This is a genomic window from Bradyrhizobium sp. AUGA SZCCT0283, assembly GCF_018130385.1.
GTDB lineage: Bacteria > Pseudomonadota > Alphaproteobacteria > Rhizobiales > Xanthobacteraceae > Bradyrhizobium.
The window spans coordinates 1-16,681 of the sequence record NZ_JAFCLU010000027.1 but is presented as its reverse complement, the minus strand read 5'-3'; the positions used below and the strand labels follow the sequence as shown (position 1 = coordinate 16,681).

The 16,681-nt window shown below is 63.7% G+C and carries 17 protein-coding genes, 1 tRNA gene and 1 riboswitch; of the genes, 11 read left to right on the top strand and 7 right to left on the bottom strand.

Annotated elements, in window-relative coordinates:
* Positions 1-344: 344 nt before the first annotated feature.
* A complete protein-coding gene (locus tag JQ624_RS28905; protein ID WP_212422308.1) occupies positions 345-584 on the top strand; it encodes a hypothetical protein in 240 nt (79 codons plus the stop codon).
* A gap of 174 nt (positions 585-758) precedes the next feature.
* Here the strand turns inward: JQ624_RS28905 and JQ624_RS28900 are convergent.
* Positions 759-832, bottom strand: a tRNA-Gly gene (locus JQ624_RS28900).
* 196 nt (positions 833-1,028) lie between these two features.
* Here JQ624_RS28900 and JQ624_RS28895 point away from each other — a divergent pair.
* From JQ624_RS28895 to JQ624_RS28870, 6 genes are all read left to right on the top strand, one after another.
* Positions 1,029-1,607, top strand: a complete 579-nt coding sequence (locus tag JQ624_RS28895) for a methylated-DNA--[protein]-cysteine S-methyltransferase (RefSeq protein WP_212422307.1) — start codon at positions 1,029-1,031, stop codon at positions 1,605-1,607.
* A gap of 9 nt (positions 1,608-1,616) precedes the next feature.
* Entirely contained in the window at positions 1,617-2,456 is an 840-nt protein-coding gene (locus JQ624_RS28890) for a helix-turn-helix transcriptional regulator (protein ID WP_212422306.1), read from the top strand.
* 52 nt (positions 2,457-2,508) lie between these two features.
* Positions 2,509-2,868 carry a VOC family protein gene (locus tag JQ624_RS28885; RefSeq protein ID WP_212422305.1) on the top strand — a complete coding sequence of 120 codons (360 nt, stop codon included), beginning with the start codon at positions 2,509-2,511 and terminating at the stop codon, positions 2,866-2,868.
* Between the two features lie 149 nt (positions 2,869-3,017).
* A complete protein-coding gene (locus JQ624_RS28880) occupies positions 3,018-3,419 on the top strand; it encodes an SRPBCC family protein (protein WP_212422304.1) in 402 nt (133 codons plus the stop codon).
* Complete coding sequence (locus tag JQ624_RS28875) at positions 3,416-3,946, top strand: hypothetical protein (protein WP_212422303.1); 531 nt, start codon at positions 3,416-3,418, stop codon at positions 3,944-3,946. Before JQ624_RS28880 ends, JQ624_RS28875 begins: the two co-directional genes overlap by 4 nt.
* Before the next feature lie 97 nt (positions 3,947-4,043).
* Positions 4,044-4,547 carry a hypothetical protein gene (locus JQ624_RS28870; protein ID WP_212422302.1) on the top strand — a complete coding sequence of 168 codons (504 nt, stop codon included), beginning with the start codon at positions 4,044-4,046 and terminating at the stop codon, positions 4,545-4,547.
* A gap of 71 nt (positions 4,548-4,618) precedes the next feature.
* Here JQ624_RS28870 and JQ624_RS28865 read toward each other — a convergent pair whose 3' ends face one another.
* Positions 4,619-6,061, bottom strand: coding sequence for an MATE family efflux transporter (locus JQ624_RS28865; protein WP_212422301.1), 1,443 nt, complete (start codon positions 6,059-6,061; stop codon positions 4,619-4,621).
* Positions 6,062-6,269: 208 nt separating this feature from the next.
* On the opposite strand from JQ624_RS28865, the gene JQ624_RS28860 reads away from it, so the two are divergent.
* Complete coding sequence (locus tag JQ624_RS28860) at positions 6,270-7,607, top strand: sorbosone dehydrogenase family protein (protein ID WP_212422300.1); 1,338 nt, start codon at positions 6,270-6,272, stop codon at positions 7,605-7,607.
* 13 nt (positions 7,608-7,620) lie between these two features.
* Here the strand turns inward: JQ624_RS28860 and JQ624_RS28855 are convergent, their stop codons facing one another.
* The gene (locus JQ624_RS28855) at positions 7,621-8,316 is read right to left on the bottom strand and encodes a VIT family protein (protein WP_212422299.1); all 696 of its coding nucleotides are present in this window, start codon (positions 8,314-8,316) and stop codon (positions 7,621-7,623) included.
* Between the two features lie 192 nt (positions 8,317-8,508).
* Here JQ624_RS28855 and JQ624_RS28850 point away from each other — a divergent pair, with 192 nt between their 5' ends.
* Complete coding sequence (locus tag JQ624_RS28850; RefSeq protein WP_212422298.1) at positions 8,509-9,750, top strand: DUF4010 domain-containing protein; 1,242 nt, start codon at positions 8,509-8,511, stop codon at positions 9,748-9,750.
* A gap of 15 nt (positions 9,751-9,765) precedes the next feature.
* Here the strand turns inward: JQ624_RS28850 and JQ624_RS28845 are convergent, their stop codons facing one another.
* On the bottom strand, positions 9,766-10,872 hold the full coding sequence (locus JQ624_RS28845; RefSeq protein ID WP_212422297.1) for a 2'-deoxycytidine 5'-triphosphate deaminase: 1,107 nt from the start codon (positions 10,870-10,872) through the stop codon (positions 9,766-9,768).
* 109 nt (positions 10,873-10,981) lie between these two features.
* Positions 10,982-11,061, top strand: a riboswitch (SAM riboswitch).
* Positions 11,062-11,133: 72 nt separating this feature from the next.
* On the opposite strand from JQ624_RS28845, the gene JQ624_RS28840 reads away from it, so the two are divergent.
* Positions 11,134-12,327 (top strand): O-succinylhomoserine sulfhydrylase, encoded by a 1,194-nt coding sequence (locus JQ624_RS28840; RefSeq protein WP_212422296.1) that lies wholly within the window; start codon positions 11,134-11,136, stop codon positions 12,325-12,327.
* Between the two features lie 127 nt (positions 12,328-12,454).
* On the opposite strand, the gene JQ624_RS28835 is transcribed toward JQ624_RS28840, so the two are convergent.
* Genes JQ624_RS28835 through JQ624_RS28825 form a run of 3 tightly spaced genes read right to left on the bottom strand, consistent with a single transcriptional unit; the run spans position 12,455 to position 15,535 of the window.
* A complete protein-coding gene (locus JQ624_RS28835; protein ID WP_212422295.1) occupies positions 12,455-13,525 on the bottom strand; it encodes an SGNH/GDSL hydrolase family protein in 1,071 nt (356 codons plus the stop codon).
* A gap of 13 nt (positions 13,526-13,538) precedes the next feature.
* Positions 13,539-14,297, bottom strand: a complete 759-nt coding sequence (locus JQ624_RS28830; RefSeq protein ID WP_212422294.1) for an SGNH/GDSL hydrolase family protein — start codon at positions 14,295-14,297, stop codon at positions 13,539-13,541.
* Entirely contained in the window at positions 14,294-15,535 is a 1,242-nt protein-coding gene (locus tag JQ624_RS28825; protein ID WP_212422293.1) for an OpgC domain-containing protein, read from the bottom strand. The genes JQ624_RS28830 and JQ624_RS28825 overlap by 4 nt, the downstream gene beginning before the upstream one ends.
* A 236-nt stretch (positions 15,536-15,771) precedes the next feature.
* Here JQ624_RS28825 and apaG point away from each other — a divergent pair, with 236 nt between their 5' ends.
* Positions 15,772-16,164 carry a Co2+/Mg2+ efflux protein ApaG gene (gene apaG / locus JQ624_RS28820; protein WP_212422292.1) on the top strand — a complete coding sequence of 131 codons (393 nt, stop codon included), beginning with the start codon at positions 15,772-15,774 and terminating at the stop codon, positions 16,162-16,164.
* Positions 16,165-16,681: the final 517 nt, after the last annotated feature.

Sequence of the window (16,681 nt, the reverse complement as noted above, 5' to 3'; positions counted from 1 at the left end):
GCGTTCAATAGTCCTGAAGGATTGCACGCAAATGGCGTGGTGACATGCGGCTCAACCTGTCGCAAAGCCGGTGGCCCGGCAGTCATGTCGTGCGTTGCATGGTGAGCGGCCGAGACATAGGTGACATTTCGTACCGGACACATGGGTTACACGTTTCGCTTTTTTGCAGGCTTTGCAAGCGGGAGGTGTGGATGCCGTGGAAAGCGAGTTCGGTTATGGAAGAATGCCTGCGCTTTGGGTGGGGAGCTATGGGAAGGCATCATCCAATGAATACTTGTATCAAGGGACGGTCTAATGCAGGATTCTCCCGTTCATAAAATTAAATTGTATTCAAGGGGGCAACAATGAAATTGAGCATTGCATGTGCGTTTGCAATCATCGCGTTCACCACCATGACCAGCGAAGTTTCGGCAGCGTGCAAAGGGCAGACGAAGACTGCCACCGGCCCGACCGGCATCACACTGGAAGTCTGTCTGGACGGAAGCTACGCCACTTGCGTACGCGACTCGCGACGCCTCGGTTGGCGCGAGGAGAGAGTGCTTGCCGACTGCGGCAGGAAGCGTGCCGAAGGAAGGGTGAAGTAAGCTCGAACGCCTTCTTCGCCTCACTCTCACAAGGAAGGGGCAGCGGGGACTGAGCGACGCGTTGCGCGGCCCGGCGTGAGGATGCCGGACACAAGGCCGCCGATGGCGATCTTGAGAGGATCGCTGCCAGAGGTGAGCGCCTGGGTCAATGCTACCTCGTAGTCGGTTGAGGTATGGAGCGGGCGAAGGGAATCGAACCCTCGTATGCAGCTTGGGAAGCTGCCGTTCTACCATTGAACTACGCCCGCGGGTCGCTCTTTGCTCTGAGCATGATCTTTTCGGAAAACCGGCAAGCACTTTTCCGGATCATGCTGCCATGATTAGCCGACATCGCGCGATCCGCCAAGCTGTTCCGTTGCCCGTCCCGCCTCACTGTTAACTTCCGCAAAATTCCAGATGCGCTCTCTCAAGCCGGTGCTATGATCCTTCGGGGCTTGGTGGCGTATGGCGGGGCGTGGCTATACCATTTTCGATTCGGGGATCGGCCGCTGCGGCATCGCGTGGGGGCCGTCGGGCATTATTGGCGTGCAGCTTCCTGAAGTGCGCGAGATCGATACGCGGCGGCGGCTCTATCAGCTTTATCCGGATGCGCGCGAGCTTCGGCCTCCCCCGAATGTCCAGGTCGCAATCGAGGGCATCACCGCCCTGCTGCGCGGGGCTGCGTGCGATTTCGCCGAGGTCGCGCTTGATATGACCGGCATTCCGGCCTTCAACCAGCGCGTCTACGCCTATGCGCGCGCGATCCCGCGCGGGGAGACCCGGACCCATGCGGAAATAGCCTCGGCCTTGCGCGCCTCCGGCGCGGTCTATTCGGTGGCGCAGGCGATCGCGCGCAACCCCTTCATGATCATCGTGCCCTGCCATCGCGTGCTCGAGGTGGGCAATTATGCCGACAAGATCTCGCCGCACGGCGGGGCGATCTCCAAGCGACGGCTGCTGTCGATCGAGGGCGCCAGCCCCACCTCCAGCAAGACGCTGTTCGACGTGCTGCTGCCGGTTGCACCGCCGAGGGCCCATCCTTAAGTAGGCTGGATGACGGCGACCACGCTTCTTGAACGCAAATCCATTTCGGTTTCCGACTTTCGCTGCACCGCAGGGCCCGGCGACAAGCCGTTTGCGGAGCAGCATAGCCGTTATTCGATTTCCTATGTGCGCAAGGGCAGTTTCGGTCTGCATTGCCGCGGCAAGTTCAGCGAACTGGTGGCGGGATCGGTCCTGATCGGCCATCCCGGCGATGAATATACCTGCACCCACGAGCACGTCTGCGGCGACGAGTGCCTGTCGTTCTTCCTGGCGCCCGAGCTGGTGGAAGCGATCGGCGACAGCCAGACACCCTGGCAGGTCGGCGCCGTGCCGCCGCTGCCGGAACTCGTGGTGCTGGGCGAACTGGCGCAATCGGCAGCAGATGGCAGCAGCGACATCGGGCTCGACGAGATCGGTCAGGTGCTGGCGAGCCGTTTTGTCGAGGTGGTTTCCGGCAAGCCGCGCAAGGCGGGCCCCGATGCGGCCCGCGACCGCCGCCGCGCGGTGGAGACCGCGCTCTGGATCGACGACAACTCGCACCACCAGATCAATCTGGAAGATGCCGCCGCGCAAGCCGGAATCAGCCCCTTCCACTTCCTGCGGCTGTTCTCGCAGGCGCTCGGCGTCACCCCGCATCAATATCTGGTGCGCTCGCGGCTGCGCCATGCCGCGCGGCGGCTGGCCGACGACGACAGCCCAGTCACCGATATCGCCTACGACGTCGGCTTTGCTGACCTCTCGAATTTCGTGCGCACGTTTGGCCGTGCCGCCGGCGCGTCGCCGCTAAAGTTCCGTCAGGCCTCGCGGGGCAAGCGCAAGATTTTCCAAGAACCGCTGGCGCTGCACTAGCTAGGCTTTCTCCAGGCCGCGCGACGTCGCGCGCTTCCAACTGGAGAATACCATGTACGACCACATCGGATTACGCGTCGGCGATCTCGACGCCAGCGTGCGCTTCTACACGGCAGCGCTTGCGCCGCTAGGTTTCGTGCTGTGCTCGCGCGACGATTCCGGCGCGGGCTTTGGCCCCAAGGGCGCACCGGCGCTCTGGCTGCATCTGCACAAGGGATCGGCGGGGTCAGCGGCGCATGTCGCGTTCCGCGCCAAGGATCATGCGGCGATCGAAAAATTCCACGCCGAAGGCCTGAAGGCCGGCGGCCGCGACAACGGCGGCGCCGGGCCGCGCGCGGATTACAGCCCGACCTATTACGCGGCGTTCCTGATCGATCCCGACGGCAACAATGTCGAGGCGGTTTGCACATAGCACGTTGCTCTCTCAACGCACACAACCGTCATCCTGAGGAGCGCGCTTTGCGTGCGTCTCGAAGGATGGCCGCGAACACCTAACCCTCATCCTTCGAGGCTCGCAAGAGCTCGCACCTCAGGATGACGAACACCTGAAAGGAAAATCTCATGGCCTCCATTCACAAAGAAATCCTCATCGACGCATCCCCCGATCACGTCTGGGACGCACTTCGCGATTTCGGCGCGTTGCATACGCGGCTCGTTCCAGGCTTCGTGACCGACACCAAGCTCGACGGCGACGCCCGCATCGTGACGTTTTCGAACGGCACGGTCGCGCGCGAGATCCTGGTCGATTGCGACGACAAGAGGCGGCGGCTGGTCTATGCCATCGTCAGCGAACGTATCAAGCAGCACAGCGCCTCGGCACAGGTCTTCGCCGAGAGCGATGGCCGCACCCGCTTCGTGTGGATCGCCGACGTGCTGCCGAACGAGATCGCGCCCTACATGGACGCGCAGATGGATCTGGGCCTCCTCGCGATGCAGAAGGCATTGGGACGCAGCGCCGCATGACCTGCGCATTTCTCGACGCCCTCGGCGCGGACGGCCCCTCGGCCGACCGCGCCGGCAAGATGGATCTCTATGGCCGCTTCGTCGGCTCCTGGGATCTCGATGTCAGGCAATTTTCTGAAGACGGCAGTGAGCGCCGCCGCGCCGGCGAATGGCATTTTGGCTGGGCGCTGGAGGGGCGCGCGATCCAGGATGTGTGGATCGTGCCGCCACGCGGCGAGCTGCGGCACGGCGATGCCGCAGCCAATTTCAACTCGTACGGCACCACGCTGCGGGTCTACGATCCCGATATCGACGCCTGGCGGATTCAGTGGACCGACCCAGTCACGCGAAATTTCCTGCAGATGATCGGCCGGGCGGAAGGCCGCAACATCGTGCAGCTTGGCACACGGCCGGATGGCCAACTGGCCCGCTGGAGTTTTAGAAACATCGCCGCCGATTCGTTCCTCTGGCGCGGCGAAGTCTCGGCGGATGCGGGCGCAACATGGCGGGTCGTCACCGAGTTCACCGCCCGCCGCAGGGCAGCGTGATCTTTCTCACAGATCAGCCGATACCCCTCTCCTAGCCTCGACGCGTGCGTCCGAATGGCGCCACGCCCGCGGCCGCCCGCGCATGAGGAGTCGAACCATGACGGGAGCTGACAAGGTCGTCTGCCACGCAGCCACGCTGCTGTTGCTGTTAACGCTGACATCGATGCCGGCGAAGGCGCAATTCGCCGGCGGCGGAGGCGGCGGCGGCCAAGACATGATGACGCAGATGGCGCCGATGCTTGAAATGATGAAGGCGAAGATGGGCAAGCGCCGCTTCGCCATGATGATGCAGACCATGGGCCCGATGATGAGCCGCATGATGGAAGGCGGCGGCGGTGGTGGTCCAAGCGGTCTTGGCGGCATGATGGGCGGTGGCGGAATCCCCGGCGGCTTCGGCGGCGGCTATGTGCCTGAGGGTTACGGCGTAAGCACCGGCGGCATGAACATCGGTGGCTTGAACACAGCAGGCTTGGGCGGCGGCGATTTCATGGACATGCTCGGCGGCGCCGGCGGCGGCGAGCTGATGAGCATGGTCCCGCAACTGATGCGCATGGCCAATGTCGGCGGCGGCCGGCACGGCCGGCGTCACCGGCGGCGGTAATCGTTTCCGTCATTGCGAGGAGCCAACGGGTCGCGCGCAAAGCGCCGCCCGTTGGCTCGCAATGACGAGTATCACGACAACGCCGGCCGCACGGCGGAGACCGGCCGCGGCTTCGGCCCCCAGCGGGTCAGCATCACGCTGACGCATGACAGCACGCCGAGCAACACCATGGACGCCGCCGCCAGCTTGAAGAAGTCCTGTGCGGTCGCATTGTGCGTGGACAGCCACCAGCCGCCGGTGCCGATAAACAGCAACCGCGCGGTCTGCGCCAGCACCGGGCCGATCACCTTGGCCGCGCCTTGCGATGAAAAATAGCACGTCGTGGCAAGGCCGAGGAAAGCATACATCGGCGCCGCCGTGGACAAATACTGCCGGCTGGCGGCCCGCACGCTCGCATCGTCGGTGAAGAGATTGACCCAGATGTCGGGGAATACAGCAATGACACTCGCAACCGCGCCGACCGAGACGAATGCAACGACCCCCGCGATCCAGCAGATCCTGCGAGCCCGCGCGATGCGCTGCGCGCCGACCGCCATGCCGACCATCGGCACCGAGGCGATGCCAACCGCAAATGAGATCGACGTCAGCATGAATTCGAGCCGCGCGCCGATGCCGTAGCCGGCGAGGATTTCGGTGCCGAAGCTCGCCAGCATGTGGGTGAAGATGCTGATGGTCAAAACCGACTGCAGCGGCGAGAAGCAGGAGATGGCGCCGACCTTCAGGATGTCGATGAACATCGCCCATCGAATCCGAAGGCCCCGAATCTTGGGAATGACGCGCGCGCGTCCCGAAAACAGATACCAGGACATCACGGAGATGCTGATCAGATAGGCGGTCAACGAACCGGCGGCGACGCCGCGCATGCCGAATTGCGGGATCGGGCCGAGGCCTAGGCCCAGCGTGCCGCCAAGAATGATCTGGCAGACGGCCGACGAGAGCATCAGGAACGACGGCAGCTTCATGTTGCCGGTGCCGCGCAAAATGCCCGACATCGTGTTCATCAGCCACGGCACCACGGCGCCGCCGAAGAAAATCTGCGTATAGGCGACCGCCTGCGTCAGCACATTGCCGCGCCCGCCGAGCAGTTCCAGAAGTGCGGGGCCGAAGATCAGCATGCCCAGCATGAAGGTCAGGCCGAAGCAGAGGCCGATCAGCAGCGCATGCGCCGCCAGCGTCGAGGCGCGGTCGATATCGCCGGCGCCGAGCGCACGCGCGATCGCCGAGGCCACGCCGCCGCCCATGGCGCCGCCTGACATGGTCATGGTCAGGATCACGATCGGGAACACCAGCGCCATCGCGGCCAGCGATTCCACACCCAGCCGGCCGATATAGGAGGTCTCCGCGATCACGACGCAGGTGCCGGCCGTCAGCGCGATCACGTTCGGCCAGGCCAGCCACAGCAGCGTGCGCAGGATCGGACCGTCGAGCAACGCGTTCTTCGTCGGCGCTTCCGGCGGCGGAAGCGGGCGTTCATCCTCGTCGACAGGAATTTCGGCAACGCCGAGGTCGGACATTTCTGCTCCCGCGCGCGGACTTGGGGCCACGCCGCGCCCGTTCCTAGCATGGCGGGGGGTGATTCCGCGTGCACGGGGCGCATTGGGGGCCTGCGGGAATGCAGACGGGCCGTCATTTCGGGCGGTTTCACGGGGAATTCATGCCGGGACGAGAACGTTCGGGCGCGCACCGCATTGTTAACGGCGAGATCGCTCAGGGAGCCGTGCCATGCGCAAGAACATCCTCCTGGCTATCGGCGTCGCCGCGCTGGCACTGCCGCTTGCCGCCTGTAACGACCCCAAGGACACCGCGACCGTGGCGCAGAGCTATGGTCCTTCGCCAAACTTGCCGCCGCCGGAACATTCATGGATCCCGACGGTCGATATCGCCTCGGTCAACCGCTGGCCCGACGGCGCCAAGCCGACCGCCGCCAATGGCATGACAGTCACCGCCTTCGCGACCGGACTCGACCATCCGCGTACGGTCTATGTGCTGCCGAACGGCGACGTGCTGGTCGCCGAGAGCAACGCTCCGCCGAAGCCGGATGACGGCAAGGGCATCAAGGGTTTTATCTACAAGCACGCGCAGAAATGGGCAGGCGCCGGGGTTCCGAGCGCCAACCGCATCACGCTGCTGCGCGATGCCGACGGCGATGGCGTCGCCGAAACACGCAGCGCCTTCCTCAGCGGGCTGAATTCGCCGTTCGGCATGGTGCTGGTCGGTGAAGATTTCTATGTCGCCAATACCGATGCGATCATGAAATTCCCCTATCGCGAGGGCGACACCAAGATCAGCGCGCCCGGCGTCAGGCTTGCGGACCTCCCCGCCGGCACGCTCAATCACCACTGGACCAAGGACCTTACGGCGAGCCTGGACGGCACGAGGCTTTATGCAACCGTCGGCTCCAACAGCAATGTCGGCGAAAACGGCATGGAGGCCGAGAAGGATCGCGCGGCGATTCTGGAAGTCGACCGCGCCAACGGCCAATGGCGCGTGTTCGCCTCGGGCTTGCGCAATCCCAACGGCCCCGCATGGAATCCGAAAACCGGCGAGCTCTGGGTCGTCGTCAACGAGCGCGACGAACTCGGCAACGATCTCGTCCCCGATTACATGACCTCGGTGAAGGACGGTGCGTTCTACGGCTGGCCCTACAGCTATTACGGAGACCACGTCGACACCCGCGTCGAGCCGCGACGGCCGGATATGGTGCAGAAAGCGATGGCTCCGGACTATGCGCTCGGCGCGCATACGGCCTCGCTCGGGCTTGCCTTCAACACCGGAAATCTTTTCCCGCCCGAGATGGAAGGTGGCGCCTTCATCGGCCAGCACGGCTCGTGGAATCGCAAACCGCGCGCCGGCTACAAGGTGATCTTCATCCCCTTCAAGGACGGCAAGCCTTCGGGTGCGCCGCAGGATGTGCTGACCGGCTTCCTCAACGACAAGGGCGAAGCGCAGGGCCGCCCCGTCGGCGTACGGCTCGACAAGCAGGGCGCCTTGCTCGTCGCCGACGATGTCGGCAACACGGTGTGGCGCGTGACGCCGGCGGCAAAGTCGGCGGCGCGATAGGGACCGCCGACGTTCAGACGATTTTGCCGAAAATCGCGCCAATTCCAGCTGTCAGCCCCATCGCGAAAGCACCCCAAAACGTCACGCGGATGGTCGGCTTCAATAAGCCGGCGCCACCGGCTTTCGCACCAATCGCACCGAGCAGCGACAGGAACAGCAGCGATCCCACCGAGACGATCGGGATCAGTGCGTTGGACGGCGAGACCAGAACGAGCACAAGGGGCGCTGCCGCTCCAACGGAAAAGGTCGCAGCCGACGCCAACGCCGCCTGCACAGGACGAGCAGCGGTGATCTCCGAAATGCCAAGTTCATCCCGCGCATGCGCGCCCAAATCGTCCCTGGCCATCAATTGCTTCGAAACTTCGCGCGCAAGACCCTCCTCGACGCCGCGCGCGACATAGACCTGAGCGAGCTCTTCCCTTTCGAACACGGGGTCGTCTGCAAGCTCACGTTTTTCGCGCGCGAGATCGGCATGCTCGGTATCGGACTGCGAGCTGACCGAGACATACTCGCCAGCCGCCATCGACATGGCGCCGGCAACAAGCCCGGCCACGCCGGTCAACAGAATATCGTTGCGGGATACCGCCGCGGCCGCCACACCCAATATCAGGCTGGCGGTTGATATGATCCCATCGTTGGCGCCGAGAACGGCTGCTCTCAGCCAGCCGATGCGCTCAACGAGGTGATTCTCGCGGTGGAGGCGACTCATTGATCGATCTTTCCTGTCGAGCGAGGCCGGCGCCTTAACCGCCGTCAAGAAGCTTGGTAGCCTCCCAAAGCGTCGAGCGTTCAGCAATGATCTGAATCAATATCAGACGATTGCCGTCATGATCGACATCTGATGAATCTGCTGCTGCGGCGGCCTGTCGAACGTGCCGATGTTCCCGCAAACAGGAAGAACATGCCCGATCTCCCGTCCGTGCTCCTGAATCTCGCGGCAGCGCTCGGCATCGGACTTCTGATCGGCGCCGAGCGAGAACGCCGCAAGGGAGGCGGTCCGGCCCGCGCGCCGGCGGGGATCCGCACCTTCACCGTCGCCTCGCTCGCCGGTGCAGCAAGCGTCATGGTCGGCGGCGCAGTCGTGCTGGCCGTTACGGTCACAGGCGTGGCGGCGCTGACCGCGATCGCATATTTGCGATCCCGCAGCGACGATCCCGGCCTTACGACCGAGATTGCGCTGATCCTGACCGCGCTGCTCGGGGGTCTGGCGATGCAGCAACCGGCCTTGGCGGCAGGCATGGCCGTCGGCCTTGCCGCCCTGCTCGCGGCGCGAACCCCTCTGCATCATTTCGTCCGTTCCGTGCTTACCGAGAGTGAAGTGAACGACGCACTGATCTTCGCCGGCGCGACCCTGGTGGTACTTCCGTTGCTGCCCAATCAGGCGCTCGGACCATATGACGCGCTCATTCCGAGGTCGATCTGGATCGTCGTCATTCTGGTGATGGCCATCAGCGCCGCGGGATATATCCTTGTTCGGATGCTCGGCGCGCGGTTTGGCCTCCCGATCGCAGGCCTCGCATCCGGCTTCATTTCGAGTACCGCCACGATCGGCGCCATGGGCACGCGGGTTCAAAAGAGTCCTGAGGTCATCAGTGCAGCGGTCGCCGGCGCGGCTCTCTCGACAGTCGCCACGGTTATTCAGCTGTGCCTGGTGCTGGCAGCCACCAGCCCGGTCACACTGCGCGCGCTGTCCGTGCCGCTGATTTGCGCCGGCATTGCCGCCGCTGCCTACGGCGCCGGATTCTCGGTCCGGGCCTTGCGCGAACGGGACGTAGCCGAACCGCAGCCGGGACACGCCTTCAGCTTCCTGGTAGCTCTGGTATTCGCCCTGACCCTTTCCGCGGTGCTCATCGCCTCGGCCGCGCTACGGGAATGGTTCGGCGAGACCGGAATCATTGTAGCGGCTGCGGCGGCCGGCTTCGTCGACACGCATTCCGCGGCGATCGCGATTGCTTCGCTGGTTGCGTCAGGGAAGATGACCGCCGCCGACGCCGTGTTTCCTATTCTCGCCGCGCTCTCGACCAATACGATCAGCAAGATCATATTCGCCTGGAGTAGCGGAAGCCGCACTTTCGCGTTGCGCTTGATTCCGGGCCTGATCCTGGTCGCGGGCGCGGCGTGGGCCGGCGCACTGCTGATGTAATGGCCTGTCTACCGCTTAGACGCGGAAATGCTTGGAGAGCTTCAGGCCCTGTGCCTGGTAGTTCGAGCCGATGCGCTGGCCGTACATGGCGTCGGGGCGCGACAGCATTTTCTCGTAGACCAGCCGGCCGACGATCTGGCCGTGCTCGAGGATGAACGGCACCTCGCGCGAGCGCACTTCGAGCACGGCACGCGACCCCTGTCCGCCGGCGCCGGCATAGCCGAAGCCCGGATCGAAGAATCCGGCGTAATGCACGCGGAATTCGCCGACCAGCGGATCGAACGGCACCATCTCGGCGGCGTAATCCGGCGGCACCTGCACGGCTTCCTTGGAGGCCAGGATATAGAACTCGCCGGGATCCAGGATCAGGCTGCCGTCCGGGCGGGCCGGAATCGGCTCCCAGAATTCGTCGACCGCATAGCCGCTGCGGCGGTCGATATCGACGACGCCGGTGTGGCGCTTGGCGCGGTAGCCGACGAAGCCTGACGTGTTTTCGCCGGAGAGATCGACGGATAGCGCCACGCCGTTGGCGAGATCGGCATCGTCGATGTCGACCAGCCGCTCGGCGCCGTGCAGCGCGTCGAGCTCGTCGGCGTTGAGGATGGCGTCACCGGTGCGGAAGCGCACCTGGCTGAGCCGGGAGCCCTCGCGCAGCAGCACCGGAAACGTCTTCGGGCTGATCTCGGCATAGAGCGGGCCGTGATAGCCGGCGCCGATCATGTCGAAGCGGCGGGTGCCATCGGCGATCACGCGGGTGAAGACGTCGAGCCGCCCGGTGGAGCTCTTCGGATTGGCGGCCGCCACGATCTCGCGCGGCAGCGCGAGACTCTCCAGCAGCGGCACGATGTAGACGCAATTGGTTTCCAGCACCGCGCCGTCGGAGAGGTCGATTTCGTGCAGCTTCAGCTCGTCGATGCGCTCGGCAACGGTTGAGCCGGGGCCGGGCAGGAAACTCGCGCGCACCCGGTAGGCGATGTCGCCCAGCCGCAAATCGAGGCTCGCCGGCTGGATCTGGCTTTCGACAAAGGGATATTCCGGAAGGATCAGGCCCGCATCCGCCATCGCCGCGATCATGCGGTCGGGCAGAATTCCGTTGGCGTCGGGCGGAAGCGTGAACGGCACGGCGCGATCCTCAATACGGCCCAAATAGCATCCAAACCTCGTAAATATGGGCTTTTAGGGGTTATCCGATGGCCGCCTTGACGGGAAGGGCGCGAGGTAATATCAGCATGACTTATCCCGTGGTGATTTGAGCCGGCCGGCTTGCAGCCACGTTAAATAAGTCGCTAAACAGGCCGGGGACACGTGTGATCCCGGCCTGTGGAAATTTTTCCAGGCCGGTTTTTTGTGACCATTTTCCAAGGTGGTCACGACGGAGGTCACATGTCTGAAGCCAAGTCTACTGCCCGCTATCGTCCCGAAACCCGCCTTGTCCATGGCGGCACGCTGCGCTCGCAATTCGGCGAGACGTCGGAAGCGCTGTTCCTCACCCAAGGCTACGTCTACGACAGCGCGGAGCAGTGCGAGGCCCGATTCAAGGGCCAGGAGCCCGGCTTTATCTATTCGCGCTATTCCAATCCGACGATTGAGATGTTCGAACGCCGCATGATCGAACTCGAGGGCGCGGAAGCCGCGCGCTCGACCGCGACCGGCATGGCCGCGGTGACGACCGCGATCCTCGCACCGCTCCGGGCTGGCGACCACGTGGTCGCTTCGAAAGCTCTGTTCGGCTCGTGCCTTTACGTTGTGCAGGATCTCTTGCCGCGCTACGGCATCGAGACGACGCTGGTCGACGGTCTTGACCTCGACCAGTGGCAGCGCGCATTGCGGCCGAACACCAAGTCCTTCTTCCTGGAGAGCCCGACCAATCCGACGCTCGACGTGCTCGACATCCCGGCGATTGCCGAGATCGCGCACAAGGGCGGCGCACGGTTGATCGTCGATAACGTCTTCGCCACGCCGATCTGGCAGAGCCCGCTTTCGCTTGGCGCTGACGTCGTGGTCTATTCCGCGACCAAGCATATCGACGGCCAGGGCCGCTGCCTGGGCGGCGTCATCCTGTCGTCGGAATCTTTCATCGCCGAGCACCTCCATAACTTCATGCGCCATACCGGCCCGTCGATGTCGCCGTTCAACGCCTGGGTTTTGTTGAAGGGACTGGAGACGCTGGCGGTGCGCGTCCGCGCGCAGACCGAGACGGCGGCCAAGGTGGCGGACAGCCTCGCCAGTCATCCGAAGATATCGCGGCTGATCTATCCCGGGCGATCCGATCATCCGCAGGCGGCGCTGGTGAAGAAGCAGATGCGCGCCGGCTCGACGCTGATCGGCTTCGAGGTCAAGGGCGGCAAGCAGGCCGCGTTCCGCTGCCTCAACGCGCTGCAGATCTCGCGCATCTCCAACAATCTCGGCGACGCCAAGAGCCTCGTCACCCATCCCGCGACCACAACGCATCAGCGGCTGACGCCGGAGGCGCGCGCCGAACTCGGCATCAGCGAAGGTTTCATTCGCTTCTCGGCCGGGCTCGAGCATGCCGATGATCTGATCGAGGATTTTGCGGCGGCGCTGGAGAAGGCGTGAGATAGCGAATTTGTAGGGTGGGCAAAGCGGAGCGTGCCCACCGTCTCACAGCGCGTATTCGGATAGAATGGTGGGCACGGCGCTTACGCGCCTTTGCCCACCCTACGAATTCTCGCCATTCATCACCTCACATCGGCCGATACGCCCGCACGTCCGCGGGCACGTTGACGCCGAGCTTGATCTGGCCGACCGACTTGATGATGTCGTCGCCGAGCAGTTGCGCGAAGCAGGCGTAGCCCCAGTCGCTCATGTGCAGCCCGTCGGAGATGACGAAATTCTCGATCGGTATCGCCTGCTTCTCGTGCCAGTCCCTCATCACTTCGAAGCGCGGGAACACGCCGACGCGACGGAGCTCGGCGACCTTTGAGAGCAGCCTCACCATCTTGCCGGCGTTTTCTGCCTTGGCGTTGACGGCCGGCGAATATTGCGGATCGACCAGCACGACATCAGCGCCCACGGCCTGAATGCGCGCGATGCCGTCTTCCACGACCTTCGCGGTCTCGGCGGGATCGAGGTTGCGCAGCACAGCGTTGGTGCCGACCTGCCAGATCACCATATCCGGATGCAGGTCGATGACTTCGGTCTGCAGCCGTTTCATCATCTCGGGCGCGTCGTCGCCGCCCTTGCCGCGGTTGACGACCGTGATGTCGGCCGTCGGATATTGCCGGCGCAACTGCGCCGCCAGGCGGTTCGGGTAATTGAATTCCGGCGAGGTCGCGCCGTAGCCCTGGGTCGACGACGAGCCGAAGGCGACGATCACGACCGGCTTGCCCGCCGCGAGCTTGCCCGCGACATGCGGCAGCGAACCCATCGATCTGGAGACGCCCTTCGGCGACGCGCAAGGCACACGGCTGAAGATATCGCCGGCCGACTTCGCGACCTCCTTCACCTTGTCGATGGTCTTGCCGGCGATGCCCTTCTGCGCTGCCGGCTTGGCCGGATCGACGGCGGCGACATTGCCTACGCCTGTCGGCTTGGCCGCTTCACCCTTGCCTGCAGATTCAGACTTCTTTTCAGATTCAGTCTTGTCAGATTCAGTCTTGGCCTTGGCGGCGTCGGACAGCGCCGCCTGCTGGGCGGTCTGTTGCGGGGCGCTTTGGGCGCGCAGCGGAAGCACGGAGGCCGGCATCAACAGCGCCAGGCCCGCCGCGGAGACAATCAGCAATATCGACAAACAAAAAGGGTAGTGACGGCTCATTAAGGCTGGTCCCCTAATTCTGCTGCGCCTGATCCAGGCGGGCCGCATCGAGCACAAATTTCGACAGCGCGCGGCCGAGGCAGGCATGAACCCGTTTGGCCATGTCGGGGCCGTGAACGGTACTGAACAGGTCGAAATCTCCGGCGTCGTTCCAGTGACGCATAATGGCGAACCGGTCGAACAGCGGAACGTCGTGCTGCTGCGCCACCACGCGCAGATTATCCAGGTATGGCGGCGCAGAAATCATCGTTTCCGTGCGCGGGCTGTATTGCAGATTGATCAGAACCACGTCGGCCCCTGCATTTTGCAGCGCAGCAACGCCCTCGCCGACGGCGCCGCGAAAATCGTCGGGATCGACGGATCGCATAGCATCCACGGTTCCGGTCTGCCAGATGACCAGAGTAGGCCTTTTTGCTTCCACCAGCTTAACGAGGGCGGCGTCCGTCTCCTCCGCGGTTTTTCCGGGCTGTAATTCTACGGATAGATTGACCTGGATCGACGGCAGCTTCTCCTTCAGCGCGGCCTGCAATTTAGCGGGATAGGCGCTGTCGGCCGAAGCGGCGATGGTGGAGGACCGACTGCCCACCACGAGGATGGTCAGCGGCTGGCCGTTCTTGACGGCGTCGGTGACCCTCGGCAGCAGGCTTTCGGTGCTCAGGAGATAGGTCGGCACTTCGCAGGCTTGGGGGGCATCCTCGGCGCGCGCCAAACCGGCAGCCGCAAGACCGGCGAGCAGGGACAGGGCTAGTACGGCTCCAGAACCGCGCCTCATACGCTCCCTCCAGCCATATCGGCATTGCCGCCCGTGCGCTTTGTCTTGGACGCATCTTTGTCGGCTGAATGCTTGTACCACGAAATCACCCAGGCCACGCCCCACATGATGAGGATTCCGGCAAGGCTGACCAGGGCGTGCGTGAGAGCACCCCCGCCAACTTCGGCCAGCACGAAATGCCCTGCGAAGGCCAGGAAGACGCCGAGACAGAATATCTCAAGCGAATGCTGGCCGCACAGGATCAATGGTCGCAGCCAGGGCGATTTCAGCCCCGGCCAATCCCTGGGGAGGAAGCGCACCGTGAGCGCCGCCAGCGCCAGAAAATGGGCAAACCGCAGCACGTCCAGATCGGTCTTGGTGATCGGGTACATCCACTGTTCGAGCCGCTTCGGCATCAGAAAGCTGAGCTGCGGGATATGCCAGGTCAACGTGACGAAGAATGCAAACAGCAAGTAGGCAATGCAAATCCACATCGTCACCGGCGACAACAGGATGCGGGACATGCGCGCCGCGCCTCCCAGCGCGCACCAGACGCCGAACACGAACAGCAACTGCCAGGCGAACGGATTGAAGATCCAGAAGCCGCTCGGATAGGCCGTCAGGTACCAGTCGAACTGCCAGGTCAGCGCGTACAGCAGCACCGACAGGCCGAGCGACACGTCAGGGCGCCACTTCATCAGCCACAGGATGACGGGCAGAAACAGCATCAGCACGATATAGAGCGGCAGCACGTCCATGTTGACCGGCCGGAATCTCAGGAGCAACGCCTGGACGATGGTGACGTCCGGCTGCTTGAGGAAATCCATGATGCCCATTTCCTCGCTGTAGAGCGGGTTCTCGAAACGGGTGGCGACGTAGGAAATTTCGGCGAGGAAGATCGTGAACAGGAACACATGCGCGACGTAGATCTGCCAGACCCGCCGCATGATCCGCGCGGTGGCCACCACGAAGCCGGCCTGAAGCATTGCGCGGCCGTAGACGAAGGCGGCGGTGTATCCGGAGATGAAGATGAAGATTTCGGTGGCGTCGGAAAATCCGTAATTGCGGATGGTGAACCAGGTCAGGATATTGGCCGGCAGATGATCGACGAAAATCAGCCACAGCGCCATCCCGCGAAACAGGTCGAGCCGCAATTCGCGCTCGCCGGTTACCGGCAGCGCAATCGCCGGCGCGGCAGGCGCCGCGGCCTTGCTATCGCTGAGAGACGTTCCGGCAACTGGATCGGCAATGGACGACATCTGGCACCGTGAGTTGAGCTTTTAGGCGTGCACTGTCCGGGAAAAGATAATATCGGCCCGCAACTTGCGCACAAGATATGCAAACAGATACGGGGCCGGACCGCGCGCGGGTGCGCTCTAGAATGGAACTATGTTGAAACCGCGATCAAACAACCGGGCAAACCCGACGGACCGGAGATTGTTCCCCCTGCATTCTTGGCTATGATACGGAACAGAATTTCCGAAAGCTTGCCCGCATGTACCGCGCCGTCACCCGCCAGATCGAAGTCACCGTTGAACCGAACTTCCTCCCCGGGCGCTCGTCGATCGACAAGGGCCAGTATTTCTGGTCCTACACCATCGTCATCACCAATACCGGCGCCGAGACCGTGCAGCTCCGTGCCCGGCACTGGATCATTACCGACGCCACCGGCCGCAAGCAGGAAGTCCGCGGCGAAGGCGTGGTCGGCGAGCAGCCCGTGCTCGCACCGGGCGAGCGCTTCGAATACACCTCCGGCGTGCCGCTGCCGACCGCGTCGGGCTTCATGACCGGGCGCTACCAGATGGTCAGCGAAAGCGGCGAGCGGTTCGAGATCGACGTGCCGACGTTCTCGCTGGATAGCCCCGACAACAGGCGGGTGTTGAACTAGGGGCAACGCGCCCTCCTCCGTAGCGAGCGCAGCAAAGCAATCCATAGCGCGGCAAGCGGAGAGGTGGATTGCTTCGCTGCGCTCGCAATGACGGAACGAGCTTATGCATTCTCGCGGCGCTGGTCGCCCGAGGTTTGCATCTTCGTTTGGCCCTCCAGGATTTAGAGGGCGCAGGGAAGACCGGGTGCTTGCTGCACCCGCGGTCTCGCGTGCGATTTGCGCAAACAAAAGTGCACACGAGCATACAGGGCAGCGGGAGCATTCCGGCCTTCCCTGCGCAATGGCTTTACGGCTTACTTCGAGCTCTTCCCGGAGAACGGCTCTTTTGCCACCGTCGTCCTCAAGAAGCTTGCTTCTCAAGAACTTGACGCCAGCACCGCGGCGTCAGGACCACACGACTTCGCCGTACGCTCGAGCCACACACGTCAGTCGCAGCTCTCGCGTCCATCGCATCTCACCGCACGTTCGTGACGATGGCCAACGCCCCTCATCCGCCGTGAGACGGGCGGAGTTATGC

Excerpts from the sequence above, each read along its gene's own strand:
- JQ624_RS28905 (WP_212422308.1), top strand. The coding sequence starts at position 345 with ATGAAATTGAGCATTGCATGTGCGTTTGCAATCATCGCGTTCACCACC.
- JQ624_RS28895 (WP_212422307.1), top strand. The coding sequence starts at position 1,029 with ATGGCGGGGCGTGGCTATACCATTTTCGATTCGGGGATCGGCCGCTGC.
- JQ624_RS28890 (WP_212422306.1), top strand. The coding sequence starts at position 1,617 with ATGACGGCGACCACGCTTCTTGAACGCAAATCCATTTCGGTTTCCGAC.
- JQ624_RS28885 (WP_212422305.1), top strand. The coding sequence starts at position 2,509 with ATGTACGACCACATCGGATTACGCGTCGGCGATCTCGACGCCAGCGTG.
- JQ624_RS28880 (WP_212422304.1), top strand. The coding sequence starts at position 3,018 with ATGGCCTCCATTCACAAAGAAATCCTCATCGACGCATCCCCCGATCAC.
- JQ624_RS28875 (WP_212422303.1), top strand. The coding sequence starts at position 3,416 with ATGACCTGCGCATTTCTCGACGCCCTCGGCGCGGACGGCCCCTCGGCC.
- JQ624_RS28870 (WP_212422302.1), top strand. The coding sequence starts at position 4,044 with ATGACGGGAGCTGACAAGGTCGTCTGCCACGCAGCCACGCTGCTGTTG.
- JQ624_RS28865 (WP_212422301.1), bottom strand. The coding sequence starts at position 6,061 with ATGTCCGACCTCGGCGTTGCCGAAATTCCTGTCGACGAGGATGAACGC.
- JQ624_RS28860 (WP_212422300.1), top strand. The coding sequence starts at position 6,270 with ATGCGCAAGAACATCCTCCTGGCTATCGGCGTCGCCGCGCTGGCACTG.
- JQ624_RS28855 (WP_212422299.1), bottom strand. The coding sequence starts at position 8,316 with ATGAGTCGCCTCCACCGCGAGAATCACCTCGTTGAGCGCATCGGCTGG.
- JQ624_RS28850 (WP_212422298.1), top strand. The coding sequence starts at position 8,509 with ATGCCCGATCTCCCGTCCGTGCTCCTGAATCTCGCGGCAGCGCTCGGC.
- JQ624_RS28840 (WP_212422296.1), top strand. The coding sequence starts at position 11,134 with ATGTCTGAAGCCAAGTCTACTGCCCGCTATCGTCCCGAAACCCGCCTT.
- JQ624_RS28835 (WP_212422295.1), bottom strand. The coding sequence starts at position 13,525 with ATGAGCCGTCACTACCCTTTTTGTTTGTCGATATTGCTGATTGTCTCC.
- JQ624_RS28830 (WP_212422294.1), bottom strand. The coding sequence starts at position 14,297 with ATGAGGCGCGGTTCTGGAGCCGTACTAGCCCTGTCCCTGCTCGCCGGT.
- JQ624_RS28825 (WP_212422293.1), bottom strand. The coding sequence starts at position 15,535 with ATGTCGTCCATTGCCGATCCAGTTGCCGGAACGTCTCTCAGCGATAGC.
- apaG (WP_212422292.1), top strand. The coding sequence starts at position 15,772 with ATGTACCGCGCCGTCACCCGCCAGATCGAAGTCACCGTTGAACCGAAC.